This is a genomic window from Microbulbifer agarilyticus (assembly GCF_001999945.1).
Taxonomy (GTDB): Bacteria; Pseudomonadota; Gammaproteobacteria; order Pseudomonadales; family Cellvibrionaceae; genus Microbulbifer; species Microbulbifer agarilyticus_A.
This window is the reverse complement of record NZ_CP019650.1, coordinates 2,673,689-2,693,056: the sequence shown is the minus strand read 5'-3', so window position 1 is coordinate 2,693,056 and position 19,368 is coordinate 2,673,689. Positions and strand designations below refer to the sequence as shown.

Annotated in this window: 15 protein-coding genes; 10 read left to right on the top strand and 5 right to left on the bottom strand. The window is 52.8% G+C overall.

Annotation, left to right across the window (positions count from 1 at the left end):
- Positions 1-104 precede the first annotated feature (104 nt).
- The 7 genes from Mag101_RS11095 (at position 105) to cofH (ending at position 10,933) form a co-directional block, all read left to right on the top strand.
- On the top strand, positions 105-2,360 hold the full coding sequence (locus tag Mag101_RS11095) for a TonB-dependent receptor (protein WP_198039975.1): 2,256 nt from the start codon (positions 105-107) through the stop codon (positions 2,358-2,360).
- A 145-nt stretch (positions 2,361-2,505) separates the two neighbouring features.
- Positions 2,506-5,013 (top strand): hypothetical protein, encoded by a 2,508-nt coding sequence (locus Mag101_RS11090; RefSeq protein ID WP_077404795.1) that lies wholly within the window; start codon positions 2,506-2,508, stop codon positions 5,011-5,013.
- A 228-nt stretch (positions 5,014-5,241) separates the two neighbouring features.
- The gene (gene npdG / locus Mag101_RS11085) at positions 5,242-5,919 is read left to right on the top strand and encodes an NADPH-dependent F420 reductase (RefSeq protein ID WP_077404792.1); all 678 of its coding nucleotides are present in this window, start codon (positions 5,242-5,244) and stop codon (positions 5,917-5,919) included.
- 34 nt (positions 5,920-5,953) lie between these two features.
- Positions 5,954-6,709, top strand: coding sequence for a coenzyme F420-0:L-glutamate ligase (gene cofE / locus Mag101_RS11080; RefSeq protein WP_232324995.1), 756 nt, complete (start codon positions 5,954-5,956; stop codon positions 6,707-6,709).
- Positions 6,710-6,726: 17 nt separating this feature from the next.
- The gene (cofD, locus tag Mag101_RS11075) at positions 6,727-7,707 is read left to right on the top strand and encodes a 2-phospho-L-lactate transferase (RefSeq protein WP_157520318.1); all 981 of its coding nucleotides are present in this window, start codon (positions 6,727-6,729) and stop codon (positions 7,705-7,707) included.
- A gap of 11 nt (positions 7,708-7,718) precedes the next feature.
- Positions 7,719-8,444, top strand: coding sequence for a 2-phospho-L-lactate guanylyltransferase (cofC, locus tag Mag101_RS11070; RefSeq protein WP_077404782.1), 726 nt, complete (start codon positions 7,719-7,721; stop codon positions 8,442-8,444).
- A gap of 14 nt (positions 8,445-8,458) precedes the next feature.
- Positions 8,459-10,933, top strand: coding sequence for a 5-amino-6-(D-ribitylamino)uracil--L-tyrosine 4-hydroxyphenyl transferase CofH (cofH, locus tag Mag101_RS11065; protein ID WP_232324994.1), 2,475 nt, complete (start codon positions 8,459-8,461; stop codon positions 10,931-10,933).
- Positions 10,934-11,040: 107 nt separating this feature from the next.
- Here cofH and Mag101_RS11060 read toward each other — a convergent pair whose 3' ends face one another.
- Positions 11,041-12,078: a zinc-binding dehydrogenase gene (locus Mag101_RS11060; protein WP_077404776.1), complete on the bottom strand. Its 1,038-nt coding sequence runs from the start codon at positions 12,076-12,078 to the stop codon at positions 11,041-11,043.
- 268 nt (positions 12,079-12,346) lie between these two features.
- Here Mag101_RS11060 and Mag101_RS11055 point away from each other — a divergent pair, with 268 nt between their 5' ends.
- The 3 genes from Mag101_RS11055 to Mag101_RS11045 all read left to right on the top strand — a co-directional run bounded on the left by Mag101_RS11055 (position 12,347) and on the right by Mag101_RS11045 (position 15,205).
- Entirely contained in the window at positions 12,347-13,108 is a 762-nt protein-coding gene (locus tag Mag101_RS11055; protein WP_077404773.1) for an SDR family NAD(P)-dependent oxidoreductase, read from the top strand.
- Between the two features lie 80 nt (positions 13,109-13,188).
- Positions 13,189-13,956 (top strand): ThuA domain-containing protein, encoded by a 768-nt coding sequence (locus Mag101_RS11050; RefSeq protein ID WP_077404770.1) that lies wholly within the window; start codon positions 13,189-13,191, stop codon positions 13,954-13,956.
- 61 nt (positions 13,957-14,017) lie between these two features.
- Positions 14,018-15,205: an acyl-CoA dehydrogenase family protein gene (locus tag Mag101_RS11045; RefSeq protein WP_077404767.1), complete on the top strand. Its 1,188-nt coding sequence runs from the start codon at positions 14,018-14,020 to the stop codon at positions 15,203-15,205.
- A gap of 81 nt (positions 15,206-15,286) precedes the next feature.
- Here Mag101_RS11045 and mmsB read toward each other — a convergent pair whose 3' ends face one another.
- Genes mmsB through Mag101_RS11025 form a run of 4 tightly spaced genes read right to left on the bottom strand, consistent with a single transcriptional unit; the run spans position 15,287 to position 19,352 of the window.
- The gene (mmsB, locus tag Mag101_RS11040; protein ID WP_077404764.1) at positions 15,287-16,180 is read right to left on the bottom strand and encodes a 3-hydroxyisobutyrate dehydrogenase; all 894 of its coding nucleotides are present in this window, start codon (positions 16,178-16,180) and stop codon (positions 15,287-15,289) included.
- Positions 16,181-16,204: 24 nt separating this feature from the next.
- Positions 16,205-17,311: an enoyl-CoA hydratase/isomerase family protein gene (locus tag Mag101_RS11035; RefSeq protein WP_077404761.1), complete on the bottom strand. Its 1,107-nt coding sequence runs from the start codon at positions 17,309-17,311 to the stop codon at positions 16,205-16,207.
- Positions 17,312-17,348: 37 nt separating this feature from the next.
- Positions 17,349-18,137, bottom strand: coding sequence for an enoyl-CoA hydratase (locus tag Mag101_RS11030; protein ID WP_077404759.1), 789 nt, complete (start codon positions 18,135-18,137; stop codon positions 17,349-17,351).
- Between the two features lie 54 nt (positions 18,138-18,191).
- Positions 18,192-19,352, bottom strand: coding sequence for an acyl-CoA dehydrogenase family protein (locus Mag101_RS11025; protein ID WP_077404756.1), 1,161 nt, complete (start codon positions 19,350-19,352; stop codon positions 18,192-18,194).
- Positions 19,353-19,368 lie beyond the last annotated feature (16 nt).

Below are 19,368 nucleotides of genomic sequence, written 5' to 3'. Positions count from 1 at the left end.
TCGTTTCGTCTGCTCAGGCTGAAAACAGCAATATCTGAATGCCGGGGGCAAGGTGTTCGGCAGATCGGGCGTTTCGGGATTACGAAATTTCTACGGAGAAATCCATGATAAAAATGAATAAGATTGCGGCTGCCGTGGCCGCAGTGGGTTCTATTTCTGTGGTGTCAGGTTTTTCGAGTGCAGCGTTTGCGCAAGAGGAAAAAATAGCGCTTGAAGAAGTTACAGTTACTGCCCGAAAACGCGCTGAATCCATGCAGGATGTACCGGTTTCGGTTACCGCAATTTCTACTCAACTGGATAACCCCGCAGTCCAAAGCCTGCAGGATGTCCAGGACTATGTACCCAATGTCTCCATTGACCAAATACCGGGAAACAATGGCGCATCTATTTCCATTCGCGGTATTAGCTTTCAGGAAACAGACAAGAGTCTGGATCCCCCGGCCGGTGTGATTCTCGATGGTGTTTACCTTGGGGTTGCCGCTGGACAGCTGTTGCACAACTTCGACATCGAGCGTGTCGAAGTCTTGCGGGGGCCACAGGGAACCTTGTTTGGCAAGAATACCATTGCCGGTGCCGTAAACGTGATCCGTACCGCACCCACCAAAGAATGGGGCGCGCGCGTGAAAGTGGGTGCAGGTGACTGGGATAAGCGGGAAATCAGTGCCGTATTAAATGCGCCTGTCGGTGAGAGTGGTGGTGTCAAAATCTACTCAAACAAGACCGAACACGATGGATATGTGGAAAACAATATCATCAACGAAGACCTGGGTGACGTCGACTATCAACAGCTAGGGGCAACATTTGCATACGATGTCACTGAGGCATTCGACGTGGCGTTGACACTTGAGCGCCTTGAGGATTATTCCGAAGTGGGTGCCTGGTCTAACTTCAGTCGAACTACCGACAGTATTGCCTGCTGGTCGACGTTGGGGGGAGCCGTACCTGGCATTCCTGTGGCCGATGTGCCATTCGGTTCCGGGTGCATGGAGTTTGACGACGAAAGTGGCGAGGGAAAAAGTTCGGTAAATGCGCCGAATACATCCACCGTCACAAACGACTACGCGAACCTGACGATGAACTGGATGGTTAGCGACTGGCAGATGACCGCTATCACCGGGCACGTGGACCGCGAAGAAGATTTTCGCGTGGAATACGATGCGAATCGCAACCCGTTCCTGCATGTCGAGGCCGCCCATCGGTACTCTCAAACGAGCCAGGAGTTCCGAATCAACGGTGATCTGACCGATAGCATTAACCTGACAGCCGGTGTGTATTACTGGGAGTCGGACTACTGGCAGACGCAGGAAAGCTACGATATGTGGTACTTCTTCGGTGTCGGTGACAATCCGGGTGACATTTCTCAGGATCTGACCGGTGAAGGAGACAATACTGCCTATTCGCTATTTGCCAGTGTCGACTGGCAGCTGACAGACGCGTTGATACTAAATCTCGGTGGGCGATATACCCAAGAAGAGAAGTCATTCCGCGGTAGCAGCGGTGAGCTAACTTATGTGCCTGCCGATATGGTAGTCGTCCCGGCCGGCCCGATTACCGCCATGAAAGACGACTGGAATGAATTCTCTCCGCGCATCGCCCTTCAATATGCACTCAATCCGGACGTTATGTTGTTTGGATCCTATGCAAAAGGCTTTAAGAGCGGTGGTTTCTTTGCGCGAACCCAAGATGTCTACGGAATGCAGTCCTATGACCCAGAATATGTGGATACATTGGAAGCGGGCGTTAAGAGCGAGTGGCTGAACAACCGTGTGCGTCTCAATGCGACCGCATTTGTCAGCGACTATTCCGATAAGCAGGAAGATGTGATTGTTCCTGACTCAACCGGGTCCGTTAGCACTGTGGTGAGAAATGCATCTGACGTGGATATCCAGGGACTTGAAGTTGAACTGACCGCAGTGGTTACCGCAAATCTCAGCCTGTTTATGAATGTGGGGCTGCTGGATACGGAATATAACGAGTTCTTCGCAGATATTAGTGGCGATGGTATTGCGACCGACAACTCCGGTCTCGTGATCCGCAATGCACCAGAGAAGACTCTGGGTATCGGTGCGGATTACGTTCGGGATCTCAGCTTTGGTGCCTTCACCGCAAATTACAATTATCGCTGGCGCGATGAGTATCAAACGATCTTCGGTAATGATCCGCTCGGATTGGTGGATACGACAGCATTCCACAATCTGAGTCTTGGTCTCAATATCGACGAGAAGTATGAGGTTAGCCTTTATGGCCGCAACCTCACCGATGAGCGCTATGCGCGGGTGATCCTGATTCCGCCCGTATCCAACTTTGGTCAATACACCCCTCCACGGCACTACGGTGTCGCATTTGCCGCAGATTTCTAAGTAATACGCTCCCGCCTCGGTGGGGGATTTTGTAGTGCTCCCACGTTGGTGGGAGCGGTTTTCATAGTAGTAGGTAGTAAAGCAGTAAGGGCAGTAGATGCATTTAGATTCAAGCTAGAAACACAACATAATAAAGGATGAGAGAATGATAATTAGAAATACACTACTCCTATTAGCGATAGTGTCGCTATCAATTGCCACAGGCAGTCAGGCACAGCCTTTACCTGGCTATCAGTCATATAACGGTGTAACTAATGACGTCGGACCGGATCTGGCTACCGTAATTGAGTACGACGCGACGAAAGCCGCATGCGATCAGTACCAATCTGATCTGGATCAGTACCTCATAGATAATGACGCTATCTTGAGCCAGCTAAGTGATTTAGAAACAAGCATGGCTGTACTCTCCGAGCAAGAGCAGTACATCGTAGATAACTTTGTGGATACCTATGATGAAGCTACCTTGCTCAAATGTGGTAAGTATCAATACTTTTACGAGACCTTCGATACTACTGGTCCACCCAAATCGATGATGCACTTTATGCTGCGTAACTTCGAAGAGTATTTTGGTCCAGGCTTCGAAAACTATGGGATGTATGAAGATCCTAACCCTGTAGCGGCGATTCCTCCATCTCCATATAACCCCGATATTGGTAGCAAGCAAATGCCAGTTGGTATTGCTTCTAGTTCTGGTGATTTCGGGTCATCCGTGCCCGTATATGCCTTTACGTGTGCGGCATGCCACTTCAGTAAGATGGGAGACGAAAATTTTGCCGTCGGCATCGGTAACACGCGTTACGACTATGCGAAGATGATCGCCGCTCAAGGTCAGCTTCCATACGCTTTTCTATTTCAAGCGCCGAATTTGGTAGGTGGGACGGATGAGGTTGCCGAATCACTATTGAATGCTTATGTAATACCGGAAGTGCAGGTTGAATTGTCAGCGCCTGTTGCTGCCGCACGCGCAACGCCGGGTGCTGTGGACGAGTGGTTTGCCCTGGATGCAGAACTAAATGAGGGTTCTACTGCGGAAGATCGGGCGTCAATAGCCTCCACCTTAGATCAACAGAGGCAAGGTTGGGCGACGTGGTCGGGAGTGATGGACTTCCTTGTTCCTCCAATGCAGGACGATGGACAGTTCACGATTACTCGTATTCTCAACTTACCTAATGTCGTTTCGGATGTGAATGTTCAGAAACAACATGGATTCGAGTATCAAGCGGGTCTTGGTTGGCATGGCGGTTCGTTTGACTTGATAAATTTTGTACGTTCATTCATTACACTTACTCCAAGTGATATCGACAATCCCGGTTCACGTGCTGAGTATAATTATTGGGTAAATGAATATCGCTATATGCCGATAGTGCGATATATCGAATCATTTGAAGAGCCTAATCTTCCTGTGGATCGGACCTTCGACCTGGTTAGCGCGAAGAGGGGGGAGTCGATCTTTGATAACCAATGTGCCAGTTGTCATAACGGACCGGGTGGGGAAACCAGTCGTCCATATGATCATGCTGAGATCGAAGTGGAAGACGGTCATGCCAATATTATGGATCTATATTGGGATGATGCTTTGTTTGGTGGTATAGGCGGTTGGGAGACTAATATCGCTCCCATACGTGATCGCTTCCCTGCCGGTGAGACCGGTATTTATACCAGGCAAGTTAAGTCTCCCCGTTTCATTTCAATGTGGGATAATGAACGACTACTCCACAATGGTTCTGTTCGCGGCCTCAATGAACTATTCACTTGTGCAGATGGTCGTGTCAGTGATGCAACTCAGCCCGATACTCAGTTTTCCAATCAAGGCCATGAATTCGGTTGCTACTTCAATGCTCAAGATAAAGCAGACCTGAAGGCATTTATCGAAACCTTTGCCACCACTCGAAATGTTGGAAATAGATATAACGGTCAGTGGGATGGTCCTTGTCACACACTTAATAACGGTAAGTCACAGATAGTGAATTTGACGTTTGCCAAGGGCAAGCGCATGGATTTGCTGGTTAAGTACTACAGCGACGCCAACTGTGAGGTGTTTGATACGGAACGGGTTAAGAACCCAGGTCACGGTCTCTCCTGGGAGATGGCTGTCGGTAGTTCGTTCACTAATTCACGAGGATACCTATCGCATAATGTCACTTATACGAAGCCTGACGGCACCATTGCGGAAGATGTTATTGCAATTGAAGGCGATCAGTTGGCAAACGCGGAAGAGGGCGACCCAGAGCCCAGAGGGCTGTTTATTCGTGAGCGCATTGACTACGCGGGCCTGAACGGACTTTGGTTGAACAATGAGTGTACCGCTGACAATACGCGGGAATTGCTTGCGATTCGTGATGGCGTTCGGGTCAATAAGACCGTGGCCTACAATGCGCCGGGTTGTACCGGCGGCGTTCTCAGTATGGTAAACGACAGTGCCTGGACCTTTGAGGATCCTAAGTGGCTAAATGCCGGTGTGCGTGGAACAACATTCCCTATGCACAATATGCGCCTGAAGATGACCAATGTTAACGATGGATCCAACTGGACGCAGTTCGTTAATGTCACTGAAACGACCTTGCATGCAATGTTTAATAACTACTATGCGGCCAGTATTAATGGGAATGGTGAGCACTATACCCGGGTCTATAACATCAATACCGCAGAGTAATTTTTGAGCGTGACTTTTTTGACCTGAGATGTAGCTTTTGGGGGGCTTAATGCCCCCTGATTTTTTGAGTGATTGTTTTAATTTAATCTGATACCTTTGAAGGAAATAAATATTACTTTCTAGGTTGTTGCGCAGTCACAGCGTTTCGAAATGAGCGTGTGGTAATCGTTGTAAGCTCTGGAGGTCAATTCGAAAGACGCTGCGAATGCAGAGTTAATAGGAATGACGATGAGTGAGCAAAAACCTGTAATAGCCATTATTGGTGGGACTGGAGCACTGGGAACCGGGTTGGCGCGTCGCTGGCTACAAGCCGGTTACAAAGTCATTATCGGGTCTCGTACTGCCGAGAAGGCTGCTACCGCGGTGGATGACCTGCGGGACATCTTGCAGCAGCGGGGTGTGAGTAGCCCATCTGTCGAAGCCATGGACAATTCCGAAGCTGCCTCAAAGGGTGAGGTAGTCGTGCTTACTGTACCGTTTAGCCATCATTCCAGTACCCTGGAGCCTCTGAAGCATTCGCTACAGGGAAAAATCCTCGTTGATGTTACGGTGCCACTGGTTCCCCCGAAGGTTGCGCGTGTGCAACTCCCTGAGCAAGGCTCTGCCGGCCAGATCGCTCAGACCCTCCTTGGTGACGAAGTTCACGTTGTATCTGCCTTTCAGAACGTGCCAGCGATTCATTTGCAGGAAGGCGACGACCTTGATTGCGATGCGCTCGTTTGTGGCAATAGCAAAGAAGCGCGCGCAAAGGTCATTGAGTTGGCAAATGCGGTAGGAATGCGTGGGCTCCATGCCGGGCCAATTAATAACGCCGCCGCAGTTGAAGCAATGACGTCTGTATTGATTTTTATCAATAAACAGTACAAATCGCACGCTGGTGTACGCGTTACTGGTGTTGAAGCCTAGTTTTTAGGACGGAGTCTTCACTATGGTGCAGCGAATGGAACTGATTGCCTTGCCCGATTTTCCTCTGGTAGAACCGGGGGATGACTTGGCAGTGCTTGTCCGGCGATCTCTCCGTCTTGCGGATATCTCCCTGGTAGATGGGGATGTTCTGGTCCTTGCACAGAAAGTATTTTCGAAAGCGGAAAACCGCTACGCCTATCTGAATCAGGTACAGATCACACCGGAAGCCCGCAAGTTGGCTGATAAGACCGATAAAGATCCTCGCCTGGTACAACTCATTCTGGACGAATCCGTTGAAGTTCTCAGGCACCGGCCGGGGGCTATCATCGTCGAGCACCGTCTTGGCTATGTGCACGCTAATGCAGGCATAGACCAGTCCAATATTGAGTCCAATCTAGCGGATGAGCGCGTTTTACTACTGCCGGAAGACCCGGATCGCAGCGCAGCCGCCTTGCGAAGCAATCTCCGCGCTGCATCTGGGGTAGAAGTTGCGGTCATTATGAACGATAGCGCCGGCAGGGCGTGGCGGAACGGCACTATTGGATTTGCGATTGGCACTGCTGGTCTGCAGCCCGTTATGGATTTAGTGGGTAGGAACGATCTTTTCGGCAGGGCGCTGGAGACGACGACCGTGGCCGTCGCCGACGAGTTGGCTGCGGCCGCCTCGTTTTTGATGGGGCAGGCCGCGGAAGCGGTCCCGGCAGTACTGATTCGCGGGGCTAATTTGCCTCAGGCCGAACTGGGGTCTGGCAGCTTAATTCGAGAGCGTAGCCAAGACTTATTTCGTTAGTCGATATGCAGGAGTATATGCAGTTGCTTCCTAAAGGTAAGAAAATCCTCGCTCTCTCCGGAGGGGTTGGTGGCGCTAAGTTGGCGTTGGGGCTTAGTCATTGCTTATCGGCTCATCAGCTTACAGTGGTAACCAATACGGCCGACGATTTTGAGCACCTGGGTCTCAGTATTTCTCCTGACCTGGATACGGTGATGTACACCCTGGCTGGCATCAATGATCAGGAAAGGGGCTGGGGAATTTCCGGCGAATCCTGGACGAATCTTGCTGCTCTGGAACGGCTTGGTGGCGACACCTGGTTCCAATTGGGCGACCAGGACCTTGCAACACATCTTATTCGTACGCAATTACGGACTTCGGGAAAAAGTCTTTCAGAAGCGACGGCTTATTTGTGCCGTCAGCTGGGGGTTTCGGCCAGGGTTTTGCCGATGTCTGACGATCCGGTCCGAACCATGGTCGTGACTGAGCGCGGCGAAATTGGTTTCCAGCAGTACTTTGTTAAGGAACGCTGCGAACCGAAAGTCAGTGGATTTCGTTTTGCGGGCGTGGATGTCGCTGCGGCGCATCCGGAGTTTCTGTCTCTGTTGCGCGACGAGAGTCTTGCTGGCGTTGTTATTTGTCCTTCTAATCCGTTTGTTAGCGTCGAGCCATTACTGGCTTTGAATGGTGTGCGAGAAGCACTTTCTAAATGTCACGCGCCGATTATAGCCGTTTCCCCTATCGTCGGAGGACGAGCCATTAAAGGTCCGACGGCAAAAATGATGCAAGAACTTTCTATGCCAACCTCTGCAACGGCAGTGGCGAAGTACTATGGGGATGTTCTCGATTGCTTCGTGCTCGACGACGCTGATGCGAGCGAATCCTATGCGATCCAGGCAATGGGTATCGATACGTTAGTAACTCCGACGGTGATGCAGTCGCTGCAAGATCGGATCGAGCTGGCGGATCAAGTTATTCAATATGCCACGTGCTTCGCGCGACAAGATCTTGTGGTGTAGGGGATTCCGTTATGTGGGCATTGCTACCCCTGAAGCGATTTAGTGAGGCCAAGCAACGGTTGTCTGGAGTACTTGCGCCGGGCGAACGTCGTGGGCTATTTCGGGCAATGGTCAGTGATGTGTTGACCGTCCTACAGTCACACCAGGGAATTAAAGGGGTACTCGTCGTTGGGCAGGATTTTGCGGCACGTGACCTTGCCAGTCGGTTCGATGCCGACTTCCTGAGCGAGTCGAGTCTGGCTGTAGTCGGGCTCAATGAAGCGGTATATGCCGGTATTCGGACTCTTGCGCTTCGCGGTATCAAGCAGGTGATGGTCTTGCATGGCGACCTGCCTTTGATCACGCATGCAGAAGTGAGCGAACTACTGGATACGCACTGCCAGGAAGGCCAGTCCTCTGTGGTGACGATAGCCCCCGACAAGCTGGCACTCGGCACCAACTGTTTGATCTGCCCAACCGATGCTGATATGACCTTTTTCTATGGCAGCAATAGCTTTGCTGCGCATTCCAAATCCGCTTTTCGTGCAGGTCTGCAGTTGCAAGCGATCTCCTTACCGGGTGCCTCGCGGGATATCGATACTCCTGAAGATCTGCAAGCGCTACTGCGGATTGCGGGTGACGATCGGGCGGTGAATACGATGCATTATTTACATGCTGCTGGGATTGCTGCGCGGCTGCGCGGCAGCAGTGCGGCGGTTACGCAGGATTTGGACGAGCAGTATTACAGGGTGAGCTGATGACAGGAGTATCAATGGCGACTTTCAATTCGGATGCGGCTTTACCCTCAGATGAGCAGGCGCTCGCACTTGCCGAGTACAGTGATACTGCTGCGCTCATGCAGCAAGCGCGGAAGCTGCGTGATAGTCATTATCGCAATCTGGTGACTTATTCACGCAAAGTATTTATTCCTTTGACGCAATTGTGTCGTGATGTCTGTCACTACTGCACTTTCGCCCAGACACCGAACAAGATTGATTCTCCGTATATGTCGGTTGGTGAGGTGTTAGCGTCCGTTCGTGACGCGGAGGCAATGGGCTGTCGAGAAGCTTTGTTTACACTCGGAGAGCGTCCGGAAGATCGTTACAGTGTGGCGCAACGGACTTTGGAGGAAATGGGCTTCAAGTCCACGCTGGAATATGTCGCGCATGTGGCGGGGCAGGTTATCGAACATACCGGAGTATTACCGCATATCAATGCGGGGTGTATGGATCGTGCTGAAATCGAGATGTTGCGCCCGGTGTCTGCTTCCATGGGCATTATGTTGGAGTCGGTATCCTCGCGATTGTGTGAAAAGGGCATGCCGCATTATGGCTCTCCCGACAAGCAACCTGAACGCCGCCTGGAAACGTTGCGTCTCGCAGGTGAGGCCAAGGTACCTTTTACCACCGGCATCCTGATTGGGATTGGTGAAACTCGGCGGGAGCGGATCGAGTCGTTACTGGCGATACGCGAAGTGCATGCACGCTATGGCCATATTCAGGAAGTGATTATTCAGAATTTCCGTGCGAAACCGGGCACCAAGATGGCCGAGGCGCCGGAGCCAGATCTCGAGGATCTGGTGTGGACCATTGCCGTGGCAAGGATCATATTTGGCGCGGAGATGAGTATTCAGGCTCCGCCAAATCTAAGTCCTGGTGTGTTGCCCAGATTGATTGATGCAGGAATCAACGATTGGGGTGGTGTTTCTCCTGTTACCCCGGATTTCGTCAATCCCGAGGCACCGTGGCCGCACGTGGAGAAACTGGCACGCGAGTCAGCACTCTGTGGCAAGTTTCTTCAGCAGCGTCTTACCATCTATCCAGAATATGCGCTCGCGGGGCCAGAATGGTTGGACGCGGCACTACAGCAGCCAATTTTGAAGATGCTGGACAGTGACGGTTACCCTCGAACTGATGACTGGGTCTCTGGGCAGAGTACGGGTGCCCCTGCGACTGCGTTGCGTGCCCTGAGCGATGTGAGCGACGACCAGTGTGTGAGCGAAACACTAAAATCGATCGTGGCCAAGGCGTGTCGTGGTGAGACTCTGTCAGAGCGAGAAGTAGAGCGGTTATTTTTGGCGCGGGGGCCAGAAGTGTCTTTTGTTTGCGCGGAGGCAAACCGTCTGCGCCAAGCGGTGAACGGTGATACGGTTCGGTATGTGGTGAACCGAAATATTAACTACACCAACATCTGCTATTTCAAGTGTCAGTTTTGCGCGTTTTCCAAAGGAAAATTGAGTGAGAACTTACGTGGTCTTCCCTATGACTTATCGCTGGAAGAAATCCAGCGGAGATCTACAGAGGCGTGGGAGCGCGGGGCGACCGAGGTATGTATGCAGGGCGGTATTCACCCGGATTATACCGGTGAAACCTATCTGGCTATTCTGAAGGCGATTAAGTCAGCGACACCGGGTATGCATGTCCATGCATTCTCCCCACTTGAGGTATGGCAAGGTGCGAAGACCGTGGGGGTTCCTGTACGGGAGTTTCTACAGGCGTTAAAGGGTGCGGGTTTAAGTAGTCTGCCAGGCACTGCGGCGGAAGTGTTGGACGATGAAGTGCGCCAGATAATTTGTGCGGACAAATTGAACACCAGCGAATGGCTTGAAGTGATTGAAACAGCCCACGAAGTGGGGCTCCGGACCACCGCCACAATTATGTTTGGTCATGTTGACCGCCCGATTCACTGGGCTCGTCACCTGTTGCGTGTGCGTGATGTTCAGTCGCGTACCGGCGGTTTTACTGAATTTGTTCCCCTGCCGTTTGTGGCCCAGGAATCGCCGATTTATCTGAAGGGAAGGGCAAGGATGGGACCGACGTTCAGGGAAACCCTGCTGATGCATGCGGTTGCCCGGCTGGCCTTGCACGGTTCCATCGTCAATATTCAGACGTCTTGGGTAAAAATGGGCGAGGCGGGGATTGCCGCTTGCCTCAATAGTGGTGCCAATGATTTGGGGGGAACCCTGATGAACGAAACCATTACCCGTTCTGCCGGGGCGGCGCACGGGCAGGAAAAGACACCCACCTGTATGGAAGCGCTGATTCAACGTATGGGGCGAGCACCAGAGCAACGTACCACCGCATACGGTGAGGTGCCTACAGAGCGGGTGCGTGCTTCGTTTGTTGCAGTGCCTCTCCGGGAAGTTGTTAATACTCCAGTAAGCACCAGAAAACGGAGTTGTGGGCCGAAGCGGGCATTGGTACGTTCCAGTGCGCGCGTGCAGGAAGAACTGATAGCAACCACTTAGTTGCTTAGTTGCGCAATGCCACACAAAGCAACAAAAAAAGGGCCCACATGTGTGGGCCCAAACCTGGCCTCCTCGAGGCATTCAGGGGTGCGATAAAGTCCGTAAGGCTACTGGCTGATTTGCGTAAGCACCTTGCATTGGTGCGTTGGCGTTCTCAGCGCCTCAAAAACACCGGGTAAGTCATCGAGACTCACCACATCGGTAATCATTGGCTCGATATCAATGCGTCGTTCTGCGAGCATGGCGATTGATGTCTCAAAGTCGTCCTTGGTGTAGGCGATGGCGAATTGCAGGTTGAGTTCTTTGACCAGGCCCAGGAAGGGCATGATGTTGTCCGGTTGCTCACATACCCCCACCGGTACAATCTTGCCGCCATAAGGGGCAATTTCCATACACTGCTGCAGCAGGCCGGGAGCGCCGACGCATTCAAAAATGATGTCCGGTGCTGAACCAGTAAGGTCACTAAATTGCTCGAGCAGCCCCATGGCACCGGCACTGACGTCCGGTTGAACCACGTGATTGGCTCCCATCTTCTTAGCCAGTTCTGCACGGGACTCGGCAAGCTCACTGACAACAACGTCCCGAGCCCCAAAGAATTTGGCCCAAAGCGCGACCGTGAGCCCAATGGGGCCTGCGCCGGTGATCAGTACTCGGTCGCCGGCTTTTAGATTGGCGACACGTACTGCGTGCAGCCCGACAGCCAGCGGCTCAATCAGGGCTGCGGTTTTGAGGTCCAGACTGTCTGGGATGAGGATGGTTTCGCGTGCGCCAGCGGTGACATATTCGGCAAAGCCGCCCTGATCATTTACGCCAGATATCTTCTTTTCCTCGCACTGGAAGAATTGCCCGGTTGCACAGGCTGCACACTTCCCACAACCGATAAACGGTATTGAGCAAACCCGGTCGCCAACCGCCCAATTACCCTCAGCGTGTTTACCTACCTCGGCAATCTCACCGACAAACTCATGCCCGAGGATTTGTCCGCAGCAGGCTGTGGTCAAGCCTTCGCGGGTGGCGTGGAGATCTGTGCCACAAACGCCGCAGTAAGCGACCTTCATAACCAGTTCGCCGGAGGAGGGCGTTGGATCCTCAACGGTTTCAACGCTCAATGGCTGGCCAACCTCTTTAAACACCGCTGCTTTCATAGTGGTATCCCAATGGTTTACGTGGCTGTTATGTACGGCTGACAGGGAGATGCAAAGCGCCTTTCGATCACTGCCATCACTGGTAGAGCGCCTGAATCTCAATTCTTACAGACAGCCTATCCAAGCAAAAACAAACAGTCAACACTGATTGTTTTTAATTTTCAGGTTTGTTACCCTGCTGTTAGATGGTCGCTAAATAACCAACAACACTGCCCCGGTAAGGACTCCCTATCTAACCGGGCAGCTACCAACACACTAGGAGATTGTTATGGATCTCGGGCTTTCCGGAAAAAAGGCAGTCATTACAGGTGCAACCCGCGGTATCGGGCGTGCGATAGCAGAACAATTGGCCAACGAAGGTGTTGACCTCGCCATATGCTCCAGAAATCAAGAAGAAGTTGATACGGCGGTAAAGGCACTGAGTGGAAAGGGTGTCAAAGTCATCGGTGCGGTGGTGGATGTTGCTGACAAAGATGCCTATCAGTCATGGGTGGCGAGTGCTGGGGATGAGCTCGGCGGTATCGATATCTTCGTACCCAATGTAAGTGCTGGCGGCGGCAACATGGGGGATGAGGGCTGGATCAATAATCTGAATGTCGATGTCCTTGGTACAACCCGTGGCGTAGAAGCGGCGATGCCTTTCCTCGAGCATTCCAAAGCAGCTTCTATCGTAATTATCGCGAGTACCGCCGGTGTCGAGACCTTTATGGGGCCGCAGCCCTATAACGCGCTGAAGGGGGCTCTGGTAATTTACGGTAAGCAATTGAGCCAAGCCGTTGCAGAGCAGGGTGTACGCGTGAATTGTGTGTCCCCCGGTCCTGTATTTGTCGAGGGGGGAGCCTGGGATTTCATCAAAGAAAATATGACGGACCTGTATGAAGGAACTCTGGCGCAAATTCCACAGGGTCGTATGGGCAGTCCTGAGGAGATTGCCAATGCGGTGACTTTCCTGGCAAGTCCGGCAGCGAGTCTCATCACCGGTGTAAATCTGGTAGCTGATGGCGGCTTTACCAAACGGGTACAGCTGTAATCTGAAGCAGTGGCTGTGTCACACGGGGCGCAAGGACGATTGCGTCCCGTTACTTTCTTCGCGAATGACCGGAGGGCGCTATGGGTAAAAGTGATCGTATTGATGTCTATCTCGTTGCCGGTGGTAAATACCACAATATTGACCACGCGCGCGTTGAATTATTGAAGCTGCTTGCAGAGCAGCCCAGAGTCAAGGTCAAGGTGGGCGCTGATTACAGTGATATTGATGCAATCTGCGAATCTGATTTCATCATTACCTACACCTGTGATGTGATCCCGACTCCAGAGCAAACCACACGCTTATGTGAGTACGTCCGCTCGGGGAAAAAATGGTTCGCGTTGCACGGTACCAACTCGATTCTCCGTTTTCTCGTGAACGATGGTGATTTCACTGTCGATTGCCCGGAAGACAATGTTCCCTTTATGCAAATGCTCGGCAGCCAGTTTATGGCGCACCCGCCGATTCACGAATATGAGGTGAAGGCTACGGAGCCTGAACACCCCCTGGTGAAGGGCATTCCATCATTCAAGGTCGATGACGAACTGTACCTGAGTAAATTTCACGGCGAATACCAGACTTTACTGCATACCCACTGGAATGACCCGGTTGAAAATTTCACTAGCAACGACTGGGTGAAAGAGGATGATATACAGCCGGTACTCTATATCCACCCCTACGGCGAGGGACAGGTTTTGTATCTCACGCTAGGCCATTGCCGTGGCAAATACGATATGCAGCCGGCGATTGAGGAGTATCCTGAACCCGAGGAGGGCGCCTGGCGAACCGAAGAGTTCTATGAACTGCTTCGTAGAGGTATCTGTTGGGCGATGGATCCTATTTCACAGTAGATGTTGCTCGCAGACAGATCAGAGTGGGCCGTTAGAGAATCAATCATAGGGAACGGTGAGTATGGACCTATCGTTTAGCCAGGAAGAGCTGGTATTTCAGCAGGAAGTACGTGCATTTTTGCAGGAAAATTTGCCGGCACACATTGTCGAAGCGACGCGCAATGGTAGTGGTGTTTTCGTAGACAAGGACATTGCACTGGAGTGGCAGGGGATTCTGGCAGAAAAAGGCTGGGCGGTACCGCAATGGCCGGTAGAGCATGGTGGCACCGGGTGGACGGCGACCCAGAAGTACCTCTTTAGTAAAGAGTGCTACCACGCAGGTGCACCGATGCTGATTCCTCTTGGCCTACTCATGCTCGCGCCTGTCATCATGGCATTTGGCTCGGAGGCGCAAAAGGCGGAATACCTGCCCAAGATGCTGAACGGTGAACACTACTGGTGCCAGGGGTACTCCGAACCGGGTGCTGGGTCTGATCTGGCCAGTCTGAAGCTGAAGGCTGAGGCCGATGGCGACGATTACCTCCTGAACGGCTCCAAGATCTGGACAACACATGCGCACCTTGCGGATCATATTTTTTGTCTGGTTCGTACCGATAGTCAATGCAAGCCTCAGCACGGTATCAGCTTCCTGCTGGTGGATATGCGCACCCCCGGAATTACCGTTGACCCGATTATCACCATGGCGGGTGACCATGAGGTGAACCAGGTCTTCTTCGATAATGTACGGGTTCCGCAGTCCAACCGCATTGGCGAGGAAAACAAGGGGTGGACTTATGCCAAATATCTTCTTGAGTTTGAGCGGGGCGGTGGTTTCAGTGGTGACCGAATTCGCCACGAGCTGAATCAGCTGAAAGGCCTCATTGCCGATGTGCAAAAGTCTACCCCGGGGTTCGATCGTTCCGGGTCGATTGGGCGTAAAGTGGCGAGAATAGATATTGATTTGAAGGCGTTGGAAATAATCGAGCTGCGTATTTTATCGTCACTCAGTAGTGGGGGGACGCCGGGACCGGAGTCGTCGGTGATGAAGCTCACCTATACCCGTATTGAGCAGGCGGTTAATGAGCTGGCAGTTGAAGTGATCGGATACCAGGGCATTGCAATGGATCCTGTCGAAGATGGCAGCGACGAACGGCCAGACTATATCAGCTCTATCGTCCCGAGATACCTGAACAATCGCGCCGCCTCCATTTTTGGCGGGTCGCAGGAAGTTCAGCGCAACATTGTTTCCAAATTTGTGTTGGGTTTATAGGGCTCGATTAAGAGCCCTTTTTTTAATCCATTGGAAGCATACTGAGTTGCGTATTTACTACCTGAAATGCTTTTTGGGGTATCAGGCGTGCTCTAGGATTTCCAGAATACTGGAGAAATCTTTCTTGCCATCACCTGCCAATTGTTTTTCGCGATAGAGCGCCTCGGCGTGCTGCCCCAGCGGAACCTTGCTGTTGGTTTCCTTGGCGTTGGCAATCGCAAGCCCCAGATCCTTGGTCATAAGGTCCACCATAAAGCCTGGTTGGTAGCCTCGTGATGCCGGGCTATCCATGACGCCCGGATAGGGGTTGTACAGCTCCAGAGACCAGTTGCGCCCGGAACTCTTCAGCATAATCTCGGAGAGAATACTTGGGTCCAGCCCGCTATTTGCCCCCATCTTCAGCGCTTCGCTGGTGCCAATCATATGAATGGCAAGCAACATGTTGTTGCACATTTTGGCAACTTGTCCTGCGCCGTGGCTACCAGCATGGAAGATATTCTGACCCATTGCAGACAAAACAGATTTTGCCTGTTCGAACCCGGTTTTTTCGCCACCGCACATAAATGTGAGTGTGCCAGCTTGAGCTGCAGCGACACCGCCGGAAACGGGCGCATCGAGGAACTGTAGCCCGCGTTCGCCGGCCTTCTGTTGTACCCTTCGGACCGTATCAACATCGATGGTTGAGCAATCCAATACCAGGCAATCCGTGTTTATGGTATCGAGCAGTCCCGCTGCACGGTCGTCGCCCAGATACAGGCCTGCCACATGTTGCCCCGCGGGTAACATGGAGATCACTACCTGGGCATTTTCAGCGGCGTCGAACGGGCTCTTTGCGGCCTTTGCGCCAAGTTTAACCAGGGATTGCATGGCGGTATCTGACAGGTCAAACACTCGAACGTCGTGCCCTGCTGCTACAAGGTTCGCTGCCATAGGGCCGCCCATATTACCCAGTCCGATAAATGCGATCGTCGTCATTGCTGTTTCCTCTTGAGGATGCGGTTACAGATCTGAAAGGGGATTTCTTGCCCAGGGTGGTGTGAAGCAGGTTTCGATCAGTGTTTGTGGGATCTGCTCGATACTGTCGAATTGCCATCGGGGCTTGTTGTCTTTGTCGATGAGTAGTGCTCGTACACCCTCGGCAAGGTCCGGTTGACGCACCGCGTGGGTGGAGAGCAGCAACTCTGCCCTGAAAACCTCGGCGAGGGACATGTCTGCGCAGCGCTGCAGTTGTTCGTGAATCAGTCTCGCCGACAGTGGCGATCCGGCCCTGAGTGCGGCCTTGGCTTTTTGCAGCCATGGAGCATCGTCAGGTAAATCCAAGATGGCGTTGATTATATTGGTGAGCGTGTCCTCACTACAGGCACTCTCAATTTGCTGGCAATAAGGTTGCAATTGGCCTGGGGGCATTGTGTCGAGTTGGTAGGCCGATACGATCTCGCTCGCGATTGCATGATTAATCTTCTCTTCTGTACCGGGGAGCCAAACTTGGCTACACAATTGCGCGAGTATTTCTTCGCGCTTCTGTGACGGCGCCGTGTAGTCCACGAGGCCGACAAACAGGGCATCGGTGAGGTTCAGCGAAGTTGCCGTGAGCCCCAGAAACAGGCCGATTTGGTGGGGCATGCGGTTGAGAAAGTAGCTGCCGCCAACGTCAGGGTAGAGGCCGATGGTAATTTCCGGCATGGCAATACGTGTGCGCTCGGTGCCTATCTTATGGCTGGCACCGGCCATCAGGCCGAGTCCCCCGCCCATGACGATGCCATGTCCCCAACAAATGACCGGTTTGCCAAACGTGTGGATCAAATAGTCCAGGCGATACTCTTCGTGAAAGAACGTTTCTGCGTAGGTGTTGGGCCCACCGTTTGCCGCCACCGCTGAGCGGTAGAGCTTTTGTACATCTCCCCCTGCACACAATGCTTTTTCACCGGCGCCCTGCAGGAATACCGCAGCAATGGAGTCGTCTGTTTGCCACGCGCGCAGTTGTTTGGACAGTGCCCGTACCATGTCCAGTGACAAGCTGTTTAACCTCTGGCTGGCATTCAGAGTGAGGATACCAATAGCGCCGCCCTGAGCTGGCCGGACCTCTGCGATGATCTCTTCGTTCATACGTCTTCCATGAGTAGTTTATGGTCGTGCTTTTGTTCTATTGCCAGACTGGACTGCGCTTTTCGAGAAACGCGTTGGTGCCTTCGAGCTGGTTTTGTTCGCCGATAAGGTCGACAAAATGCGTGCGCTCGGATTTCAAACCCGCTGAAATCGCATGTTCGCGAGCTTGTATCATCAAGCTTTTACAGCTGCGGATCGCATCCGGACTCTGCTGGACGACTTGCGTTGCCAGCAAGATCGCCTGTTCCAGGGCCTGCCCTTTCGGGACGATTTCCTGAGCGAGCCCTATTTTTTCTGCTGTGTCTGCACTGATGCGTTCGCCACACAGGATTAAACGGGAGGTCCAGCCTTCGCCGACGAGCCAGCTCAGGCGTTGGGTACCCCCGGCACAGGGCAGTAGCCCGACCTTAGCTTCGGGCAGCGCTGCCTGGGCATGTGCTTCGAAGATGCGAATGTCACAGGCGAGGGCGCACTCGAGTCCACCGCCCATGGCATAGCCGTTCACCGCAGCAATCGCTACCCCTTCAAATTGCGCCAGTGCTTCAAAGGCCTCCCCGAACAGTCGCGCGACTTCAGCAGCTGTCACCTTGTCTCCGGAAGCAAACTGCTTCAGGTCCGCACCGGCTGAGAAGAACTTTTCTCCTTGACCGTGGATTACGAGAGCCGTGATGTCGCGCATGTTATCTAGACGGTGAATGATCGTTTTGAGCCCCGCGAGGCTTTCCCTATCCCAGGTGTTGGCGGGCGGGTTGTTGATCGTCAGGACTGCAAAGTGATCACGCACCTCGACCAGCAGCTTTTCGGTCGGACTGATTGCTTTCATCATGTATTCCCTATTTACTCGTTTGCTTTCCTGTGAGCGGTAAAACATTCGCAGAGGCTATTCAATCAAGGTACCGCGTCGCTCGGATAACAGTTGTCGCGCAATGACCAAGCGCATGATCTCGTTAGTGCCTTCAAGAATCCTGTGTACTCGTGTATCCCGAAAGTAGCGCTCGATCGGGTACTCGCGGATGTAGCCGTAGCCACCGTGGAGTTGGATCGCTTCATCACAAATGGAGAAACAGGTATCGGTTGCAAACCGCTTGGCCATCGCACAAAAGCTCGCGCGATCGGGTGAGCCCTGGTCCAGCTTGGCGGCGGCCAGTCGGATCATTTGCCGTGACGCAACCAGCTGGGTGGCCATGTCGGCAAGCTTGAATTGCGTGTTCTGGAAGTCAGCGACAGGGCGATCGAACTGTTTGCGCTCTTGCACGTAGGCGCTGGAGAGTTCCACAGAAGCTCTGGCTGCGCCTACCGAACAGGCTGCGATATTAATTCGACCTCCATCGAGGGCTTCCATTGCCAGTTTGAATCCCTGTCCCTCCTCGGCGAGCCGGTTTTCAACCGGCACTTTTACGTTTTCGAACGTGACGGTTCGGGTAGGCTGGCTGTTCCAGCCCATTTTTTCTTCGGCTTTGCCGTAGTGAATCCCGGCAGTGTCGGCGGGAATGGCTACACAGGTGATGCCGCGGGGACCCGGTTCACCGGTGCGTACCATGGTGATTAGCAGGTCGGTGTCACCTGCGCCGGAAATAAAGCACTTGCTGCCATTGATAATGTATTGATCCCCATCCCGGTCGGCTCGAGTGGACAGGGATGCGGCATCAGACCCAGAGCCCGGCTCTGTCAGGCAGTAGCTCGCAAGCCGTTGCCCGGAAGCGAGGGCCTCGCACCAATAGGCCTTGAGTGCGGCACTGCCATAGCGGGCAAGCATGTTCAGTGCCATATTATGGATACTGATATAGGCGGCGGTGGAGGTACATCCCGTTGCCAGCTCTTCAATTACCAGTGTGCTATCCAGTCGGCACAGGCCAATGCCCCCATCCTCTTCCGGCACATAGAGGGACATGAATCCCAATGCGCCGGCTTCGACAAATAATTCGGTAGGAAAAATATGTTCTGCGTCCCACCTCGCCGCGTGTGGTGCCATGGAGGTTTCCGCAAACTTGCGCGCAGTTTCCTGGAACGCAATCTGATCTTCATTGAGTTCGTAGTTCATGGGAGTCTCGTTGCTC